The 18,230-nt window shown below is 69.0% G+C and carries 17 protein-coding genes; 7 read left to right on the top strand and 10 right to left on the bottom strand.

Annotation, left to right across the window (positions count from 1 at the left end; translation table 11 throughout):
• The first annotated feature begins 143 nt into the window (after window positions 1-143).
• The 3 genes from RVR_RS37070 to RVR_RS37060 all read left to right on the top strand — a co-directional run bounded on the left by RVR_RS37070 (window position 144) and on the right by RVR_RS37060 (window position 3,810).
• Entirely contained in the window at window positions 144-983 is an 840-nt protein-coding gene (locus tag RVR_RS37070; protein ID WP_346731516.1) for a ParA family protein, read from the top strand.
• The gene (locus RVR_RS39275; protein ID WP_430393261.1) at window positions 973-1,701 is read left to right on the top strand and encodes a ParB family protein; all 729 of its coding nucleotides are present in this window, start codon (window positions 973-975) and stop codon (window positions 1,699-1,701) included. The genes RVR_RS37070 and RVR_RS39275 overlap by 11 nt, the downstream gene beginning before the upstream one ends.
• A gap of 72 nt (window positions 1,702-1,773) precedes the next feature.
• Window positions 1,774-3,810, top strand: a complete 2,037-nt coding sequence (locus RVR_RS37060; RefSeq protein ID WP_202239974.1) for an FtsK/SpoIIIE domain-containing protein — start codon at window positions 1,774-1,776, stop codon at window positions 3,808-3,810.
• Window positions 3,811-3,891: 81 nt separating this feature from the next.
• On the opposite strand, the gene RVR_RS37055 is transcribed toward RVR_RS37060, so the two are convergent.
• Window positions 3,892-4,782, bottom strand: a complete 891-nt coding sequence (locus RVR_RS37055; protein WP_202239972.1) for a hypothetical protein — start codon at window positions 4,780-4,782, stop codon at window positions 3,892-3,894.
• A gap of 29 nt (window positions 4,783-4,811) precedes the next feature.
• Window positions 4,812-5,609, bottom strand: a complete 798-nt coding sequence (locus RVR_RS37050; protein WP_237405508.1) for a hypothetical protein — start codon at window positions 5,607-5,609, stop codon at window positions 4,812-4,814.
• A gap of 274 nt (window positions 5,610-5,883) precedes the next feature.
• Here RVR_RS37050 and RVR_RS37045 point away from each other — a divergent pair, with 274 nt between their 5' ends.
• Window positions 5,884-6,939 carry a beta-ketoacyl-[acyl-carrier-protein] synthase family protein gene (locus RVR_RS37045; protein ID WP_202239970.1) on the top strand — a complete coding sequence of 352 codons (1,056 nt, stop codon included), beginning with the start codon at window positions 5,884-5,886 and terminating at the stop codon, window positions 6,937-6,939.
• Window positions 6,940-6,942: 3 nt separating this feature from the next.
• On the opposite strand, the gene RVR_RS37040 is transcribed toward RVR_RS37045, so the two are convergent.
• The gene (locus RVR_RS37040; protein WP_237405507.1) at window positions 6,943-7,443 is read right to left on the bottom strand and encodes a hypothetical protein; all 501 of its coding nucleotides are present in this window, start codon (window positions 7,441-7,443) and stop codon (window positions 6,943-6,945) included.
• Between the two features lie 232 nt (window positions 7,444-7,675).
• Window positions 7,676-8,488: an MmyB family transcriptional regulator gene (locus tag RVR_RS37035; RefSeq protein WP_202239966.1), complete on the bottom strand. Its 813-nt coding sequence runs from the start codon at window positions 8,486-8,488 to the stop codon at window positions 7,676-7,678.
• 243 nt (window positions 8,489-8,731) lie between these two features.
• Between RVR_RS37035 and RVR_RS37030 the strand changes: the two genes are divergently transcribed.
• The 3 genes from RVR_RS37030 (at window position 8,732) to RVR_RS37020 (ending at window position 11,360) form a co-directional block, all read left to right on the top strand.
• Entirely contained in the window at window positions 8,732-9,133 is a 402-nt protein-coding gene (locus RVR_RS37030) for an ATP-binding protein (RefSeq protein WP_202239964.1), read from the top strand.
• Window positions 9,134-9,309: 176 nt separating this feature from the next.
• On the top strand, window positions 9,310-11,031 hold the full coding sequence (locus tag RVR_RS37025; protein ID WP_202239962.1) for a dihydroxyacetone kinase subunit DhaK: 1,722 nt from the start codon (window positions 9,310-9,312) through the stop codon (window positions 11,029-11,031).
• 14 nt (window positions 11,032-11,045) lie between these two features.
• A complete protein-coding gene (locus RVR_RS37020) occupies window positions 11,046-11,360 on the top strand; it encodes a hypothetical protein (protein WP_202239960.1) in 315 nt (104 codons plus the stop codon).
• 26 nt (window positions 11,361-11,386) lie between these two features.
• Here RVR_RS37020 and RVR_RS37015 read toward each other — a convergent pair whose 3' ends face one another.
• From RVR_RS37015 to RVR_RS36990, 6 genes are all read right to left on the bottom strand, one after another.
• Window positions 11,387-11,788: a DUF6907 domain-containing protein gene (locus RVR_RS37015; RefSeq protein WP_202239958.1), complete on the bottom strand. Its 402-nt coding sequence runs from the start codon at window positions 11,786-11,788 to the stop codon at window positions 11,387-11,389.
• A gap of 316 nt (window positions 11,789-12,104) precedes the next feature.
• Entirely contained in the window at window positions 12,105-12,575 is a 471-nt protein-coding gene (locus RVR_RS38500; protein WP_237405506.1) for a hypothetical protein, read from the bottom strand.
• A gap of 91 nt (window positions 12,576-12,666) precedes the next feature.
• Window positions 12,667-14,388 carry a 3'-5' exonuclease gene (locus tag RVR_RS38825; protein WP_202239956.1) on the bottom strand — a complete coding sequence of 574 codons (1,722 nt, stop codon included), beginning with the start codon at window positions 14,386-14,388 and terminating at the stop codon, window positions 12,667-12,669.
• 305 nt (window positions 14,389-14,693) lie between these two features.
• Window positions 14,694-15,839 (bottom strand): hypothetical protein, encoded by a 1,146-nt coding sequence (locus RVR_RS37000; RefSeq protein ID WP_237405505.1) that lies wholly within the window; start codon window positions 15,837-15,839, stop codon window positions 14,694-14,696.
• An 82-nt stretch (window positions 15,840-15,921) separates the two neighbouring features.
• A complete protein-coding gene (locus tag RVR_RS36995) occupies window positions 15,922-16,563 on the bottom strand; it encodes a hypothetical protein (RefSeq protein WP_202239954.1) in 642 nt (213 codons plus the stop codon).
• A 90-nt stretch (window positions 16,564-16,653) separates the two neighbouring features.
• Window positions 16,654-17,925, bottom strand: coding sequence for a helix-turn-helix domain-containing protein (locus tag RVR_RS36990; RefSeq protein WP_202239952.1), 1,272 nt, complete (start codon window positions 17,923-17,925; stop codon window positions 16,654-16,656).
• Window positions 17,926-18,230: the final 305 nt, after the last annotated feature.

Genomic DNA, 18,230 nt, shown 5'->3' with positions numbered 1-18,230 from the left:
TGATAGGTAGTCACATGTGACACAGTGAACATGAGTCACTACAGGATAGACGGAAACCGAGCCTCAGATACAGGCATTTCGGCGAACTAGTGAGCTGTAGACGCAGGTCAGCCGGACAGCCCTACCATGTCGCATGTAACAACATGGGGAAGCGATCAGTAGCGGGGGAGTCAGGCGGATGCGAGCGCATGTGGTTGGGCATCGGGAGCGTCAAGGGTGGTGTGGGCTCCACTACGGCGGCGCTGGAACTGGCGTATGCCGCCACCCGGCGACGAGTGGGGCGCCGACATCGGCGTGTAGCCGTGATCGACCTGGACCCGCAGGCCGCGGCGACCGAGGCCGTCGAGCCGGCCAGCCGCGAGGTCGGTGTGAAGGATGTTTTTGCTACCCGCCAGCAACTCTCGCTGCGCGATGTTCTGGTGCCTACCTCTTGGCCTCGAATTCTCATTGCTCCGGCATCCAGGGAGCTGGCAAATCGGGAGGTAGACCTCACGCCCGCGAGTATGCACGTGTTGAGGGAGGCTCGGGACTCCGAGGAGATTGCGGATCTTGTGGACGACGTGATTATCGATATCCCGCGCACGGGGGGAAGGGTCGCATTTTCCGGACTCCTGGCGACCGAGAGGTTTTTCGTTACTGCAAAGGCGACGATGTGGGCATTTCAAGGAGCGGAGGATATGACATACAACGCATTGCGAGTGAAGGGGTTAGGGAATGATCGGCTGAGCGTTTCCGGCTATATCGTTTCCGATTATGAAGAGAGTTCCGCGTCGTTGCGAATCCTCAATGATATGAGAGCGAGGTACGGAAAGCTGGTTTGCGATCCACCAATTCCACGGGCGTCGCTCGTTCCTGATGCGTTGGAGAGCTACCATACTCCTTGTCGCGAATTCGGCGATGGGGATCTTTCGTCAGTCGCTGATAGGTATCAAGAAATCTACGACGCCCTGCTGAAGAGAGAGCGAGAGACCGATGGTGGATGATAAAAAGGCACCTCGCCGGAGACGCCGTCCGGTCGAGCTGCACCCGAGAGTCGAGGCCGATCCGGTCGAGGTCGTGCTCGGTGTCGCGTCACCAGGAGTCGGTGACGCGACACTGCCGTCCGGCGGCGGCGACGCGACGGCGACGCGGCGACGGACGTCACGACGTCGAGGCGACAGCGACAGCGACAGCGACACGACGTCACGACGTCGAGGCGACAGCGACAGCGACAGCGACACGACGTCACGACGTCGAGGCGACAGCGACAGCGACAGCGACAGCGGCGACAGCGACAGCGACAGCGGTAAGGCGGGGCGATCACGACCGCCTACGGCGCGCGACATGACCGCAGCGAGACAAGCGGAGCATGTCGCTCCGGCTGCGCTGGAGAGCGTGCGTACCCGGTCCTTCTCGATGCCCGACAGTCTCTACGCTCGACTCCGGGCCGCGGTCTGGCACACCATGCAGCGGTCGGACGGCTACTACAACCTGTCTCAGCTCGTGTGCGAGGCGGTAGATGCCGAAGTCAGCTACCTGGAGACGCGCTACAACCGCGGCCGGCCTTTCCCTGTGGTCGGCCGGTTGCCCAGCGGACCCAGCCCCCAGGGGGCCGTAAGAGGGGCCCAGATCCGTGCCGAGCGCCGCGCCCAGGCTCGGGCAGTGGTCGACGCGGCGACGAAAAAACCGCCCACGGAGGGGCGGAAGGGGGGGAAACGCTGAGCCCTTAGCTACTCGTTCCTGCGTTGCAGAGTCTCAGCGTAACACCCCCTGTCAAGCCCCGACAGGGAGCACATGCCCAACACCGTTCTCACCCAGGAGGGGATCGTGGCACCACCCACTCCCACACCCGGACCTGACCGCTCACCCGTGGTCGGCGCTGTGATGTATGCCGCCGGCATCGCAGCGATCGGCTACGGCACGGCGGCCTTCCTGCACCGCCCGGCGATCTTGACCTACGCCGTGGCGGCCGCGGCCGCCGTAGCCGTGATCGGCTCCGTAGGCGGGGCGTGGCACCGCAAGCACACTCGCCCAGTCCGTGACCTGACCGTAGCCCTGGCCCCGGTGCTCCGCCCCGAGACGCCCACCGGCATGGTCCGTGCCTCACGCCGCCGACACGGAGTACCCACCAAGATCGTCATCCGATACCCGGCGACATGGGATGAGCGCGACACGAAAGCCCGCGACACTGTCCGGCAGATCGTCGCGACACGGCTGGGAGGGACTGTCGTCGCGACATGGCAGCCGCCCAAGCGTCGCGTCGTATGTCGGATCGAGGTGACGCCTGGGTCCAGCGACATCATCGACCGCGGTGCGACACCGGAGACGACGTCGGACGACAGCGCGGAGCAGACCCGGCTACGTGGCCGAGCGACAAGCGTCGTCCACTCGATCATGGGAGCGACAGCAACCGTGACGCCGACCTTCGACGGCGACACCCTCACCCGCGTCGATGTCGCATACGCCACGACGACACGCGACCTGTCGCGCCAATTCCGGAATCGTGCACTCATGCAGCTCGACAGCAAGCTGCCAGGTGAATGGCGAGATGTCTGGCAGTTCGAGAAGGATCGGGTTTATTTTGAGCTCCGCCCGCCCTTCCCATCCAATGTGCGTTTCCCGCTCATGCACAAGATGAAAAAGAGCGAGCTGCCGTATGCAGTGGCGGAGGACCACTCCATTGTCTCTTGGAAGCTTGGCAGCAAGGACCCCCACTGTCTGGTGATCGGCCCGACCGGAAGCGGAAAGACCGTTTTCATCCGCAACCTGGTCGTGGCGGCTCGCCTGCTGGGAATTCCGGTTGTGCTCTGCGACCCGAAGATGACCGAATACCTGGATTTCGAGGACATGGACGGCGTGCAAGTCGTCTGCGATCCGCACGAGATCGCCTATGCCATCACGGCCGCGCATAACGAGATGATGGGTCGCTATGACCTCATCAAGCGCCGGGTGGCGAAAAAGGACAGTTTCTCTCAGATTCTGTTCATCCTCGATGAGTTCTTCATCTTCAAGGAGCAGATTGACGAGATCTGGGCCGAGATGAAGAGTCAGGATAAAACACTGAAGGGCCGTGAACACCCGTGCATGAGTAAATGGAAGCGGATGGTGGTCCTGGCCCGCACCGCCCGCATCCACATGATCGTCGGTATCCAGCGGCCCGACGCAGCCTTCCTCACCGGCCTCGCTCGCGACTCCTTCCGCAAGCGGGTCTCCCTGGACCGTGCGACACCCGAGGCGGCCCGGATGATGTGGGGCGACAGCTACACCGGCACCGACCTGCCGAGCATCCAGGGACGGGCGATCACCAGCACCGCGGACGGCGCCCAGGAGGTCCAGGTGCTGCGCCTGCTGACTCCGAGCGATGACAGCGACTACGACGGCGAAGACAAAGCGACCTGGGAGACGTTGGTAGACCGGATGCAAGTGCAGTCCGAGGCGTACGCCAAGGCTCACCCAGGTGTGGACCTGCTGGGTTTCCTTGGCTCGTTGCGCTCGGACCGCCCGTCGCGGGGAACTGGCCCGGCTGTCCTGGAGCAGTTGGCACCGCCCGTCGAGCCGGCCGGCGGGGAGGACGTTGAGTTGAGCGAGAGGGACCAGGACCACCAGAGCACCGCAGACCCCGCGCCCCATGGCAGCTACGAGTCGGTTGGGGTGTATGAGCTGGAGCCGGGCAGCACCGTGCTGATCGACGGAGAGCCCGTGGAGATCACCGATATGCACTTCGGCGACGACGACGGCGCGGAATGGGTGGAAGTCGACTACGTCACGTCCGACGGCACCGAGGGCACCGAGCGCCTGGGCCTCGATGATGTGCTGGATGCTCGGGTCTAGGACGACCGCCGTATCCTCGTGCGTGGGCGCCCGCAGCCAGCTCGAATGGCTGCGGGCGCCCTTGTGTCGGGGTGGGCTGGGTCACGTGGCGCTGTACAGGTGGGTGATCAGGGTGTCGAGCAGCCGGTAGAGGTCGGTGTGCTCGGTGATGATGGCCGGGGCGCCGGTGTCGAGGTGGCCCAGCTTCCGGGCGCGGGTGGTGAGCCGGGCGGAGACGAAGCGGAAGCCGTAGGCGTGGTCCTCCCACTGCTCAGGCTCGGGGTCGTAGGCGAAGGTGGCGAGGATGTCGACGCTGCGGTGCCCGTGCTCGGCCCGGGTCTCCAGGGTGAGGCGGATAGTGTCGCGACTGTCGCCGTGGGTCTGGCTGGAGATGGCGGTGAGGCCGGGCAGCGGGCTGGTCCGCTCGGTGAGTAGTGCGGCCTCGCCGGTGACGTAGGCGCGTTCCTCGTCGTCCTGGTAGCGGATGAGCAGCTTGCTCTCGCTCGTCTTGCGCTCCTCGCCCATCAGGCCGGGGAACTGGAACTGGGCGTGGCTGTAGGCGTGCCACTGCGGGCGGGTGGTCTGGACGTCGGCGTGTGTGATCGCGCACCGGTTGCACAGCGGGTCACCGTCGGCCGCGACGACGGTGGAGAAGGCTTCGACGCAGCAGTGGCAGAGGAAGCCGTGGATGTCGCGGTCCCAGCGGGGGACCGGGCTGCCCCCCAACACCAGGTTGCCCCAGGACCCGACGCCCTCGCGGACGGTGTTCTGGCGGCGGCTGGCGTACTGCGTGTAGGCGGAGGAGGCGCGGTCGTGGCCGTGCACGGCGACCAGGGCGCGGGCCCACGCCCGTTGCACCTGCTTGGCCTCCTGGGTCATGTCGGGTCGGCCGTTGTAGCCGAGCAGGGAGCCGAGGCCGGCGTCGACGGCGAACAGGCGCTCCATCTCGGCGATCAGGCGAGCGCGGGCGGAATGCGTCTGGGCGAGGGACACGGTGGTCTCCTTCGGGTTGGTGGGTGTGGTCACTGGGCGGGCTGGGCGATGCGCAGGGTCTGGGCGGCCAGCTTCATGCGGTGCTCGTGGGCCTGGTCGAGGTTGGCCCGCAGCTGCTCGGCGGTCTGTGCCGGCGCCGGATCGAGGTCGGCCAGCGCCTTCTCCAGCGAGGGGTGTCCGGCCTGCTGGATCTGCCGGTATGCCTCCTCGTCCTGGGGGGAGAAACAGAAGAACGGGCGGCTGCCGGCGGCCTCGGCGCGCTCGCGCCACATGTCGATGGCCAAGCCGGCCTCGTCGACCGCGAGTACGTAGGCATGGTGGGCGGCCAGCCACGCGGGCGCGGTGCTCAGTGCCTCCCACCGCAGTTCGACGTGGTGCAGCAGCCGGTTCCGCTCGGCGCGGGCGACCTGCTCGTGGGCGAGGCGGTCGCGGACGTCGGCGTAGCGGTAGGTCGTGTCCATCAGGGCGGCGAGGCGCACCCCCTCGGTCCGGCCCTCCTCCCGGGTGGCGGTGGGGTGCTCGGCCGCCCAGCGCCGCAGCGCAGCGTCGAACTCGGCGTCCATCCGTTCGCCGACACCGGTGAAGCCCTCGATGTCGAGCGGGGACAGGTTCGTAATCACGTTGGTGCCCTTCGGTCGGTGGTCAGGGTCGATGCCCCTGGATCGCAGATCGGCGTACACGGTCGGCCGGCTGATCCGCGCGGCCTCGGCGAGAGCAGAGACGTTCGTCTCGCCCGCCTGCCACGCGGCGGCGAGCAGGTCGGCCCGGCGCCCGGGCTTCGACCAGTCCCGCAGTGCGGCCATCACGTCGTCTCGTCTCGTACTCACACACAAGACAGTGATGTAAAGCTGCTTTACATGGCAAGTGGCTTTACAGTGCTCGGCCGAAACCGGTTGCCGGATGTCCGATTTGCTGCTGTGGCGGGGAAGTTGACCGATTGCAGCCGGCCTGCTCGCGCAGCTCCATCACTGCGGCAGCAGTGGCGGCGTCGCCTTTTTGGGGGACAGCGTGTCGGTGTGGCGGCCGCTCTCGATCGGGAGGGGCAGACTTGCCCGGTACGGAATGAGCGATTCATTCCGATAGTCGGGCTGAGGAGCGGCTATGGCTGCATATGTGAGCTGTCCTGCGGTGGCGTTGCCGGAGCACCAGGTGCCTACCAACGCGGTGCTGGCGGACATTGCCCGGGCGCAGGAGGGGCAGCCGGGGTTGTCGGCTGCCCTGCGGATCGTGAAGTCCCTGCGGGTGGATCACCGGTTCTGGTCGCTGCCGCTAGAGGAGCTGACCCTGCCTCAGGGGATTGAAGCCCGGAATCGGTGGACGGTGGAGGCGGTGTACCAGCTGGGCGCCCAGGCTGCGCGGGACGCGCTGCGTGCCGCCCGGCTGGACGCGGGGGAGGTGGACTGTCTGATCCCGGTGCATTCCAGCGGCATCGCCATGCCGGGCCTCGGGGTGCACCTTGCGCGGGTGCTCGGGCTGCGGCCGGACGTGCTGCACGTGCCGGTGACGCAGGTCGGCTGCACCGGGGGATCGTGGGGCCTGGCGCTGGCGGCGCAGTTGGTGGCGGCGCAGCCGGGGCGACGGGTCCTGTTGGTGGTGAGCGAGGCGCTGTCGAGCTGCTACCGGCCGGCGGAACCGGGGATCGTCTCGGCGATGTACTCCGGGCTGTTCGGGGACTGCGGCGCGGCCGCGGTGGTGACGTCGGACTGGCGCGCGCCGGGCCTGCGGATCGACGACTGGTGGACGTACCTCCTGCCGGATAGCAGCACCTGCTACTGGATGGAGCCCGACGTCGAGGGGCAACGGTTTGCGTCCACCCCGGCGGCGCTGCGGGCGGTGACCGCGTGCATGCCGGATCTGGTAGAGCGGTTGAAGGCGGTACCGCAGTCGGCGTGGCCGGTGTGGATGGCGGCGCACCCGGGGGGCCCGCGGATCATCGAGTCCCAGGCCGCGGGCCTGCCGGACGCACCGGACCTGGCCCACGCCTGGGAGTCGCTGCGGGAGCACGGGAATCCTGGCGGGCCCGCGGTCCTGGACGTGCTGCGCCGGCACTACGCCGACCCGCCGGCCCACGGTGCGCCGGGGTTGGTGGCAGGGTTCGGGCCGGGGTTCTTCGGGGCGGCGGTGTACGGCGCGTGGATGGAGCACGCGGAGAATTGATGGTCAGTCCAGGTCGGCGGATGCCAGGGCCACCGCGAGCACCAAGCACGGGGCGGCTTCCAGGCACTGCTCGGCCATCATGCTCGGGTCGGAGGCTGTGCCCGCGTCGGTCAGTGCCAGCAGCCCGGCGCCGATGGCTGCATCGACCGCCGCATCCAGAACCTCGGCCGCTGTGAACTCCCCGCCGGCCACAAGCTCGTGGACCAGGGCGGCGGCCTGCACCGGGTTGGCGCGCCACAGCTCTACGACCTGGTCGCCGGCGCCCGCCAGGTCGATGGCCGCACCCTGTTCCGCAGTCGGCAGCGGTACGGGCCAGGACGCTCCGGGTTCCTCCACGATCTCCTGAGCCTGCGCCAGCGCCACCCTCGCGGCGCGCGTTCGCTGTGCTTGCTCCCGCTCCCGTGCGACGACGGCCGGCCACCTGTCCTCGTCCTCGGCTCGGGCCGCCTCCAGCAGCGGGGCGGCCGTGCGGCTGAGGCAGACGACCGGCAGGGGGTCCACCACGACCGCCTCCTGCTGGGGCGGGGCATCGGCGACGGGCTGATACAACGCCTGCGCCGCCGAAGCGCAGGCCCCGACCGTTGCGGTCAGAGCAGCGATCAGCCGTGCATGGCGGCGACGACGAGCGGGCAAGCGGTCCGAAGTAGCGGTCACCCCTGCACTCTGCCGCGCGGTGCCCCCAGTGCTGTCCGTTTTCGTGAACATCGACCCAGCCGGGCGGTTCCGGGAAGTTCCCTCAGTCGAGGCGGACTTCGGGATCGGCGGGCACCATGCAGACCCAGCGCAGGTCCGTGGAGCCGTAGGGGCCGACGGCGAGCAGGTGCATCGGGATGGGGTCGGTGCTCACCAGCGGCAGGTACATCGGGCGCGGGGCCTGGTAGGGGAGTCGGACGTGGGTGGTGCGTGCCCACAGGGCTGGTACCTCGGGCAGGGCGCGGACAGTGGCGACCACCTCGGCCAGCCTCCGGTTGTGGGGGTTGCGCTGCCAGGCCGAGCGCAGCTCGCTCAGGATGGGGACGGCCCAGGCGGTTTCCCAGTCCCTCATCTGGTACCGGGCGTCGGCGGAGAAGGCCCAGGTCATGATGTTGGCGCCGGGGCGCGTCATCCACGGGCAGTGCAGGCCGGCGAGCGTGTTGCAGGCGAGGATGTCCCATGCCTCGTCACTGAGGTAGCTGAGGCAGTGCGTCTGGTCCTTCACGAGCTGGACAAGTACCGGGTCCGGCGTTGCGACGCGAGGCTGCGGCGGCGTGTGGCCGTGCACGCGGTAGAGCATCTCCGCCTGATCCTCGGCCAGGTCCAGGACGCGCACCACCCCATCGAGCATCAGGCGGGAGAAGTCGCGCTGTTCACCGCGCTCCAGGGCGCCGTACCACCGTTCGGAGCAGCGCAGCAGCATGGCCATGTCCAGCTGGGTGACGTAGCTGCGGGTGCGGGTGCGGACCGCGTCCAAGCCCGGCACCAGGGCGGGGTCTCGCTTCATCCGCATGGCGCGGAGCAGCGCCCCGATATCAGCGCGCTGTGCCGCGGGCCGGTCCGCTCCTGTGCTCATCAGATGACCTCTCGTGTAAAGCCAGGGTAAATTCAGGCGAAACCCCTGGCATCCGCGCATTCATGCCATGGCGGCACCTGGCAGCTGCCCCACCTGCGGCCATCACCTCCAGTGGTCAGAATAATCACATTCCGCAACCGGAACTGGATAGTGCAGGAACCCAGTCGTTCCGGACTTCGACGGCCCTTCCGAGCAGTGTGGGTGGCATAGCCGCAGATCACAGCCCTGATCCTGGGAGTCAGCATGATCACCGCAGCCGTTCCGTCCACAGACCGGACGTTCCACCGTCACCCGACCGCCGCGCGCCGCGCCCGGATCTGGGCCCGCTCCGCGCTCGCGAACTGGTCCACCTTGGACCGCCCGCTGCGCACCGGCGCCGTCGACGACATCGTGCTGGTGGTGTCCGAGCTGGTCAGCAACTCGGTACTTCACGCGCAGGGGGAGATCCACGCACACCTGGAGCTGGTGCACGCCGCAGTACGGGTAGAAGTCCACGACTCCGGCCCGGCCCCTGCGGTTGCGCGTCCGGACAGCGGCACCTACGGCCGCGGCCTGACCATCACCAACTCCCTTGCCGACCACTGCGGGTGGACCCGCCGGCCGGGACGCGCAACCGCCTGGGCCACCGTGCCCGTCGCCGCCTGACCATCCCCCTTGTGCCCGCCCCCGGCCGAGCCGTTCAGCCAGGGAGGCAGATTCCTCCGGCGCACCCCCGCGAAGGGGGCCTCGGTGCCCAGACCAGGGCCCGCTTCGGCCGGAGACCGCTGGGTCCGGGCCTCACCACCCCGGGCCCAGCGGAGCACCCACGAATTGGAGCCGTAATGAGCTACTTCCTCCCGGAAACCGACCCTGTCCTGACCGCGTGCCGCGGTTTGGCCCTCACCCACCCGGACACCATCGCCCTCTGCGAGCAGCCGCTGTACCTCAAGGCCACCGCGCCCGCACCGACCAGGCGGGTCGCGCTGCTATCGGGCGGCGGGTCCGGACACGACCCCCTCCACATCGGCCTCCTGGGTGCCGGCGGCCTTGATGCCGTGGTCCCCGGCGAGACGTTCGCGAGCCCCTGCAACGCGCAGATCCACGCGGCCGGGCTCGACGTCGCGCAGGACCGCGACGGCGTCCTGGTGATCATCAAGGGGTACACCGGCGACGTGATCAACTTCCGAGCTGCCGCCGAGCGGCTCCACGCCCGCGGCATCCGGGTGGACGAAGTCGTGGTGCGCGACGACATCGCGTCCGCGTCGGCCGGTGCCGGGCGCCGCGGCACCGCGGCCACCACCGTCGTGGAGAAGCTGCTCGGCGCGGCCGCCGATCGCGGGGCCGACCTAGACGACCTCGCCGAACTCGGCCGCCGCGCGGTGGCCCGCTCCCGCACGCTCACCGTCTGCGCCCGCCCCCACACCTCCCCGGCCACGCTCCGGCCCGCATTCGACCTGAAGCCCGATCACCTGGACTACGGCTCTGGCATCCACGGAGAGCGGGCCCCGCGCAGCATCCCCCGCCCGCCCGTCGCCGACCTCGTCCACCGGATGCTGGACGACCTCGGCGCGGGTGAGGGGCCGCCCGCGGAGGAGGGCGTGCTCCTGGTCGTCAACGGCCTCGGCGGTACCGCCCCCGGAGAACTCGCCGCGGTCGCCGCGGTCGCCGCCGAACAGCTCGCCGCTCGCGGCACAACCGTGGCCGCCGTACTGACCGGCACCCTGGCCACAGCACTCGACATGGCCGGCATCTCCCTGACCCTCACCCAGCTCGCCCCCGGCTGGCTCCAGCTGTGGCAGGCCCCGGTCACCACGCCCCTGACCACCTGGCCGCGTGCCGCAGCCGCGCCCGTCCTGATCACTCCGCCGACCACGGACCGCACCTTGATGGCAGGTCGCATGCCCGGAGCCCGGGCCGTCCTGGACCACTACACGCAGATCATCACCCAAGTCCGCACCCCCCTCACCACGCTCGACCAGCAGAGCGGTGACGGCGACTTCGCCGACAACCTCCTCACCGGACTGCGCCACGCGCTCACCCGCGTAGAGGAGACCGGCGAGGACGGCCTCACTGCCGCCGGCGCCGCGTTCCTCGACCACGTCGGCGGCACCTCCGGCCCCCTGTACGGACTCCTCCTCGACCGGCTCGGCACCGCCACCGCCGCATGTCCCGACGGGCACCGCCCTGCCCTGCCCGCGCTCACCAAGGCGTTCGCCGAAGGCGCCGCCGCAATCCGGCGCGTAGGGGAAGCGCAGCCCGGCGACCGCACCATGCTCGACGCGCTGACGCCCGCCGTACGGGCGTTGTCCCTCGCCCGCGAGAGCGACGACAGCCCACTCACCACCGCCGCCCTCGCGGCCATCGCAGGTGCCCGCGACACCGCCGCCCTACTGGGCAAGCGCGGCCGCGCCAGCTACGTCGGCGCGCACACCCTCGGCAGCCCCGACCCCGGAGCCATCGGCGTCGCGCTGCTGTTCGTTGCCCTCGCGGACGTCTACGAGCCCACCTTCGCCGTCCGTCTGCCTGCACCCGGCTACATCGTCAAGCCTGCCCCTGCCCCGTAACGAAAGTGATCACCATGATGTCCCGCATTGCGGCCGCGACCATCCTCGCGGTCGGCTCCACATACCTCATTCCCGCCACCACGGCGGCCGCCAGCGACCAGCAGCAGTCCTGCCCGACCGTCGTCGTGCGCCAGACAGTTGCAGTCCACTACGACCCGAACTTCACCAGCCGCGTCGTACGTACCGCACCCGCGGGCGAACATGACACCACCTGCCTGACCGCCATCGGCAGGGGAGACCCGTACCGCGCCTGCGGCCACATCGGCTACGACTGGTACCTGATCAAGAACGGATTCATCCCCGACGTCTGCGCCTCTAAGGGCGCCTGACTGCCAAGCAGGGTGATCCAAGATCACTACGGCCAGAGATCAGATCTGTCGCGGGTATCGGGTAGTTGAATGCGCCATGCGCGCAACTGTTCAACCGTCCGCTCAAGCTCACTGATCACTCGGTCCAGGCCCGCGGTGGTGCCGACATCGAATGACGCTGGAGACGTCGGCTCCCCGTCCTCCTGGATCAGGCTGACTTCCAAAACTGGAGGAGTGCGTTCCTGCGAATTCTCGTAAGCCACCAGATCGAATTGCACTCGGGGAAAGATCCGGTTCACTGGCATATCCCACACCACGGCATCCGAGATGTGGATGATCGGGTCGTCGTCCCCGGTGACGCGATCGCCGTCGTGCGTACAGGTGCACCATGGCGGGCACGCGGCGGGCCCAGGGAGCGGCATCTGTCGGAGGTGGGGGTCGTCGGTCATCTATGTAGCGTCTCGCCGATCCTGCCATTTCGCATCGGCACAGGCTGCGGTGGGTGGCTTGACGCCCATGGAATGCGCGATCTGGGGCAGCCAGCGGCCCCCGTGCTCGAGGGCCGGAGCAGGGGGGCCAGGGGAGGCACGCCGGGGGTCGGGCCAGCCCTACGACTCGGCGTGCAGGTGGTCGCCCACCCGGGGTTCGTCGTCCCCATCGCGCCAGTCTGCCGCGTGTAGCCCCTACTACCAGTGGGGCGGCACGCGCCCCTGTTGGCCCGTAGCGCCGGGTTGTGCGTTGGGCTCTACCGTTTCCCGGACAGCGTTACAGCGCACCGATGCCGAGGAAGCCGACGAGGGTGTCCAGGGCGGTGTTGACGGCCGCGCGGCGTTCGGTGGGGGTCATGGCCGCGCACTCCTGCCACATCGCGACGTTTTCCCCGTCCACGCCTGCGCGGGCGAGGCGGCGGAATTCCGGAGACGACGCACCGGGCACGCTGTCGTCGGTCATCGAGGGCGGGAGTCCGCCGAGGATCGCGTCGGTGGAGATGCAGGCCAGTTCCACCACCCGCGCGGTGGTGGCTGTGTCCTCTACCAGGAGGGTCAGCAGGGGGTCCTGGCACGTGGTGCAGCCGTCGTACGCGGCCCCTACCAGGCGGCTGAGCATTCCGTGGTCGACGGGTCGGCCGTCGGGGTCGGTGATGTCGTCGGGGATCTCGAACCCCTCGTGTGCATGGCTCTCGGGCTGAGGTTCCGGCCGCGGCCTGCGCGGTTTCCCCGGCTTGTGCCGTCCCATGATTCTCCAGTCCCAGTGTGCGAGTTCGGGCGGTGCCGGCGGTTGAAGTACGAGTGCAGGCGCCCGCATTGTGGTAGGCGGTAGCGCTTCGTCAGCGTATGTCGGGCGGGTTTCGCTGAGTCGCGCGTCGAAGCTTGATGGCCATGGTCACGCGACCTTGGCGGGTTGGTTGGGCGCTTTCGTGTTGAGTGCGGTGCGGATGTGCTTGGGGGAGGGCCCAGGCGGGGGGCTGGGCCAGGTCGTGGAGGAGGCGCAGGGCGGCTTGGGCGTCTCCCAAGGCACGGTGACCGCCGCCCAGGGGGAGCCACCGGGAGATGCCCTCCCAGTCCGACCGACGCTCCATCAGGCAGTCCCAGGTCGAGAGCTGGCCGAGGTGCCCGGCGGACAGCCCCAGGCGCCGGCAGTCGTTGACGATGCACTCGCGGTCGAATGCCTCGTTGTAGGCCAGCACGGTGCGGTCGGCGGTGGCCGTGAGCAGGTCGGGCAGCATCTGGTCGAAGGTGGGTTGGCCGTGGACGTCGGCGTCGGCGATGCCGTGCACGGCGCGAGCGCCTTCGGAGACCGGGCTCTGCGGGTCCACGAGCGTGTTCAGCAGCACCTCGCCCGTTGCGCAGTCCAGCACCGCGATTTCGACCACGCTGCCGGGCAGGTCGGTGGTTTCGGTGTCGAGGACGACGGCGCGGCCGGGGCGGAGCATGGCGCGGGCCCAGTGGACGGTCGCGATCGGACCGCTCAGCAGGGTGACGTCGGCGGTGGACAGTCCGCTGTCGTGGAGCAGCTGCTCCACGTCAGTCTGCGTGGGGCACTGGTTGCCGCTGTGAGGGCCCGGGAGCCAGTTGAGCGTCCATTGGTCGCGGCCGGGGTGGTAGTGGGCCCAGGCGGGCACGCTGTAGCGCTCGGCGATCCGGGCCGCGAGGGCGTGCACGTTGTCGGCGCGGGAGGAGGGGAGCGCGGCGAACTCCCGCAGCGGGGAGGGGCGCCCGGGCCGGGTCGCGCGCACGAGCTCCCAGTCGACGTCGGGCAGCTCCAGCAGCGCGTCCAGGTCCCCGACGCGGTAGAGCGGCACCTCGACCTCCCGCCGGGCGCCGTACCGGCGCAGCGAGCTGGAGACGGGCGCCACCCAGCCGGCCTGCACGCAGTAGTCGAAGTCGCGCCGGCGGATCTCCAGGTGCTGCGCGGCCAACTCCGGCCCGACCAGGCGCGCGGCGCGCACGTCCTCGGCCAGCTCCTCGTTGCCGGCCAGCCGCTCGACGTCCTCCAGCGCCCACCGCCCGAACCGCCCGGCGGTGATGCCGGCGGTCCGGGCGGCCTGCTCGAACTCGGCGACCTCGAACCCGCAGCGGCCCGCGGCTTCCCGGGTGCGCTCCGACGCCTCCAGCCACGCCCTGCGGGTGGCGATGATCTCGCGAAGCGCCGCGCCCATCTCCGGTGTGGGGGAGGCGAGTTGCCGCGCGTCGTACAGGGTGTGGCCCTTGTACTCGCCGACGGCGTCCAGCATGCCGTGCTCGGCCAGGTCCTCGATGTCGCAGGACCACAGCTCGATCTGTTCGTCGGCCAGGCCGAAGGCATCGGCGAGCATGCCCGTGGCCCGGCCGGCTCCGTAGCCCGGGTGGTCGCCCAGGGCCTCGATCACGTCGTCGCGGCGCTCGGCGAGATCGGCGGCCTGCTCATCGGACCAGCGCCCCGAGGGCAGCGCGGGCGCAGGTACGAGTCCGCGGGTCCTCCCCCGTTCGATCTGCCAGTCGGCCAGGCGTACGTGGGTGGCGAGCTGAATGGGCCCGAACCCGGGCCGCTTCTTACGGGTGGTGGCCATCGTTCCTCCGTGGTGTCGATCAGCCGGTCGTGTGCGGGGTGCAGGCGGCGCCCGAGTCGTTCCAGATCGTCCCGTCCGCGGTGTGCCAGCCGCCGGCTGTCCGTTTTTGAAAGTCGGTTTGGTGCCGGGGTCGTAGTGCCCGGCGTCGAGGGTGCAGGTGATCAGGTCGCCGTCGATGTTCACCGTGCGGGCGGTGCACAGGCCGCCGGCCTCGCCCAGCGCGTCCAGGACCCGGCGGCACCATCACGGCCTCCTCGCGGGCGGACCGGCCCAGACGGCCCAGACGGCCCGGAGCCGTCAAGCCGTCATCGCCCGCCGTCCGTGTCGCCGGTGTCGTACAGCCAGGCGTCGTGCAGCCGCTCCAGGGCGGTCTCTTCCTGGTCCTCCTGCGCCCAGGCCCAGTTGAGCCACAGGGGGTCGGCCTCGATGCGTTCGCACAGTACGTAGCAGGCCGGGAAGTCGACTAGCACAACCTCGTCGGCGAACATCCCGCCGGGCCCGTAGCGGGCCCACAGCCGCTCCAGGCGTGCCCGGTTGGTGTTGAGGTACTCCTCCAGCACCTGCGGGTAGGCGTCGCGGTCGGCCAGCTTCACGGTCCGCAGCGCGATCCCCACCACCTCGCGGGACTCCGCTTCCCACTGCTCCGAGCTGCTGCCGGTGACGGCCGCGAAGTGCTGCTCGCAGAGGTCGGAGACCTGCTCAATCAGCTCGGGGACTGCCTCGCTTCCCTCGTCTGCCTCCCGTTGGGCGCTGCGCTGGCCTTCGCTGCTGCGGTCCTCGACGGGCCGGGCGACGTTCGGGGCCTCATCCGGGAGGTCGGCGGTTGCGTGCAGGGCCTCGATGGTGTCGAGGTCGATCTCGCTCGCGGCCGGGGTGCCGGCCGGCGCCAGCGCCATGCCGTGGTGGTCCAAGTAGGCCAGGAGGAACACCGCCAGAGCCCGGCCCGGGTCGCTGGAGTGCTCGATGAAGGGCCGCTCGCTGGTCCACCCGAAGGTCGCCTGGTGGGGCTGCGGTCGTACGCCGTCGTCGTGCGGCTCGGGGAAGACGACCGCGCGGGTGAAGAAGTCGTTCAGCAGCCGGAGTTGGCCCTCATGCGGGTTGTCCACCTCCCGGCCACCGCGCAGGGTGTACTTGGCGTGATCCATGATCGTGGTCAGGTACCGTCGGCGCGCCTCCTCCTGCTGCCGCACCTCGTGGAACGGTCCCTCGTCGGTCACTTCCACCACGCGGTACAGACCCTGCTCCCCGTACACGCAGCCCGGGCCCTCGTGCTGTGCGCGGACCTTCGCGATGGCCTCTTCGGCTGACCGGGCGTAGGTGAAGTGGGTCAGCGTGGTTGCCCCGGGGTGGGTGTCGTCGGTACGCCGCGCCACGATGCGGTACCGGCCGAGATCACCGGGCTCACTCGGCTTAGGGGTTTCTCCTGATGGGGGCTTCTTGTGTGTGGTCATCGTTTCTCCATGGCGTCGAGTAACTACCTAGTGCAATCGATCCTGTAGGGACGGTAGCGCGTCCCAGGGGACAGCGCAATCGTCAAAAGTTCTCTGACCTGCTCTTTTCTAGTTTGCAATCCGTTTTTTGGAGGGCTTGAGCGATTCCGAGTTCCAGGCCGGCGCGGTAGACGACGCCGACGGTCGTGACCTGCTGGGCCAAGCGTTCGTACTCGGCGAGAGCGTCGGTGGGCCCGACGTCGCGGCCCGGGATGGCGTCGGGGTAGCGGTCCCGCCAGTCGCGCAGTCGGCCGATGGCGTCGGCGGACGTGTGCCAGCAGGCGGCCCGGACCTGCTCGGCCAGGTCGAGGGGCAGCCGCAACGGGATCGACTCCGGGTAGCCGCCGTCGCGGCTACCCGGCCAGCGCCCGATGTCTAGCGCCTCGGCGGGCACGGGCGGCCAGTCGATGTTCCACCTGCGCTCGCGCATCTCGTGCCGAGTGCCGGCAACGGCCAACCGGTCGACGGAGTCGAGTAGTTGGCCGGCCGCGCGCAGTTCGGCCAGCGCGGCCCGCCGCTGTCCGCGAACAGCGGCCGCCTCGCGCCTGGACAGCTCGGCAGTTGCCCACCGCACATCAGAAGCGAAGGCGAGCCGTACGGCTCGCTGCTCGGCCACAGCGGCCTTGACTCGGTCCCGCGTGCCGAACGGTGATTTCACAGTGACGGCGACCAGTGCAGTGCTCATGCCTCAAGGGTAGAAGTTTGCAATCCACGAAAAAGGGGCGGTGACCCGGTCGACCGGGTCACCGCCCCTTGGCGAGCGGACAGAAGGGTTTTACTCCTGGGGGAGCACTCCCTCCTCCCGCATGCGCTTGATGTAGCGCTGGACGGTACGCGGGCCCACAGGAAGTTGCTCAGCGATCTGAGGCCCACTCAGCGGCGCGCCCTGCTGCACCAGTTCCACCACGACCTCAACTGCCTTCGCGTAAGTGTCGTCGGCGCGTCGCTGCGCCTCGGCCTGGCGCCGCTCGCGCTCGGCGCGGGTTTCGACGGCGGCCTGGGGGGTCAGGTCGCTGGTGCTGAAAAAGCTGTCAGTATCCACCGCCATGGGTCGATCGCCCTGCGGTTCATGCGTGGTCGACGCGTTGGCGGGAAGGGTGCGGGGCTCGTCGTCGGCCTCCAGCTCTCGCTGTGCAGGCACCGGGAGTGAGACGGGCCGCGGACGGGTGCGGGCCGCAGCAGGGGCGGGCGTTGCTGCGGTTGTGTCCGCCCAGGGTGAGTCGACCGGAGTAGTGCCCAAGTCCTTAGCAAAGCGGGACGTGGCGATCTCGGCGAGCAGCGCCTCACGGCGACCGGGGTCGCCAGCCACCCCAGCCGTACGAAGCGCTTTGCGGAGCCGTCGGAGGAGACGCGCCTGCCGTCGGCCACTGGCCGTCTGGTATCGCTCGGACAGGATGGCTGCCCGGACGACAGCGCGGTCACGCGCCATGTCCACCGCCGTGCGGTCAGCCTCGATGACACCGAAGCGAGAGAGGGCACGCTCGCGCAAGTGCCGCATCAGGACGGAGAAGGTGCCCATGCTCTGGGCACTGGGAAGGCTGGATCGCAGCTCGATCCCCATGAGGAAGTGCCACAGCAGCGCCGCGGCGACAGGGCCAAAAAGCACCCTCACCCACGCCGCGGCGACCGATCCCGACTCCGAGATCGCTGGCACAGCCAGTGCCCCGCAGATCACCCACACCAAGATGCCGGGTGCACCAGCTCGCCGCTTCTCCTCATTGAGGAGATTGGCCCGCGCCATCAGAGCGAAGGTGAAGAGCACCGTCTCACCCACCAGGAAGAGCAGCCCCCGCTCCAGGGGATGACTGATCCCCAGCCGGTTGCCGGCGAAGCGCCAGGCCGTGTCCGCCTCCAGGCCGGTCGCAAGCAGGATGCCGGCGATGCCCGCGCGCTGCGCGGGAGCCGGTGTCCATCCCTTGAGGGCCCTGGACACCCGGCGTTGCAGCAGCCACACAACAACGGCGACCCCCAAGGCGCCGGCTACGGCGGTAGGGACAGCCACCTCTGGGTGATGGCCCGCCCAAGTCATGATCCGGTCTGTCTGCATCGTCGTCCTCTCGCTCTGGTCCGCACGCCGGTAACACATTACTCCATGTCCCGTAAGTCACATGTGACTTACGGGAAAAAGCTATCCGAGAAGAGTCAACGAGTCAAGGAGGCGGCCCCACCGCGCGTCCCCGTTCCCCAGGCGCCCTCTTAGGCCAATTCGAATTCACTGCGCAAAGGCGATTAAATCGAGGAAAGAAAGAGCATTTCTGTATTTAGTTTTGCAGCTTGTTCGCGAAGCGAATAAGCAAGGTTTTCAAATCTCCGGCGCTTTAGCGCCGGAGCATGGTTTTGAATTGCGCAAGG

Origin of the sequence: Streptomyces sp. SN-593 (assembly GCF_016756395.1) — a bacterium.
Taxonomy (GTDB): Bacteria; Actinomycetota; Actinomycetes; order Streptomycetales; family Streptomycetaceae; genus Actinacidiphila; species Actinacidiphila reveromycinica.
Note: the sequence above shows the minus strand (reverse complement) of the source record. Positions and strands in the feature narration are given on the sequence as shown.

What these genes read in the sequence shown, in the direction of transcription:
- RVR_RS37070 (WP_346731516.1), top strand. Translation starts at nt 144, where the DNA reads ATGGGGAAGCGATCAGTAGCGGGGGAGTCAGGCGGATGCGAGCGCATG.
- RVR_RS39275 (WP_430393261.1), top strand. Translation starts at nt 973, where the DNA reads ATGGTGGATGATAAAAAGGCACCTCGCCGGAGACGCCGTCCGGTCGAG.
- RVR_RS37060 (WP_202239974.1), top strand. Translation starts at nt 1,774, where the DNA reads ATGCCCAACACCGTTCTCACCCAGGAGGGGATCGTGGCACCACCCACT.
- RVR_RS37045 (WP_202239970.1), top strand. Translation starts at nt 5,884, where the DNA reads ATGGCTGCATATGTGAGCTGTCCTGCGGTGGCGTTGCCGGAGCACCAG.
- RVR_RS37035 (WP_202239966.1), bottom strand. Translation starts at nt 8,488, where the DNA reads ATGAGCACAGGAGCGGACCGGCCCGCGGCACAGCGCGCTGATATCGGG.
- RVR_RS37030 (WP_202239964.1), top strand. Translation starts at nt 8,732, where the DNA reads ATGATCACCGCAGCCGTTCCGTCCACAGACCGGACGTTCCACCGTCAC.
- RVR_RS37025 (WP_202239962.1), top strand. Translation starts at nt 9,310, where the DNA reads ATGAGCTACTTCCTCCCGGAAACCGACCCTGTCCTGACCGCGTGCCGC.
- RVR_RS37020 (WP_202239960.1), top strand. Translation starts at nt 11,046, where the DNA reads ATGATGTCCCGCATTGCGGCCGCGACCATCCTCGCGGTCGGCTCCACA.
- RVR_RS37015 (WP_202239958.1), bottom strand. Translation starts at nt 11,788, where the DNA reads ATGACCGACGACCCCCACCTCCGACAGATGCCGCTCCCTGGGCCCGCC.
- RVR_RS38500 (WP_237405506.1), bottom strand. Translation starts at nt 12,575, where the DNA reads ATGGGACGGCACAAGCCGGGGAAACCGCGCAGGCCGCGGCCGGAACCT.
- RVR_RS38825 (WP_202239956.1), bottom strand. Translation starts at nt 14,388, where the DNA reads ATGGCCACCACCCGTAAGAAGCGGCCCGGGTTCGGGCCCATTCAGCTC.
- RVR_RS37000 (WP_237405505.1), bottom strand. Translation starts at nt 15,839, where the DNA reads ATGACCACACACAAGAAGCCCCCATCAGGAGAAACCCCTAAGCCGAGT.
- RVR_RS36995 (WP_202239954.1), bottom strand. Translation starts at nt 16,563, where the DNA reads ATGAGCACTGCACTGGTCGCCGTCACTGTGAAATCACCGTTCGGCACG.
- RVR_RS36990 (WP_202239952.1), bottom strand. Translation starts at nt 17,925, where the DNA reads ATGCAGACAGACCGGATCATGACTTGGGCGGGCCATCACCCAGAGGTG.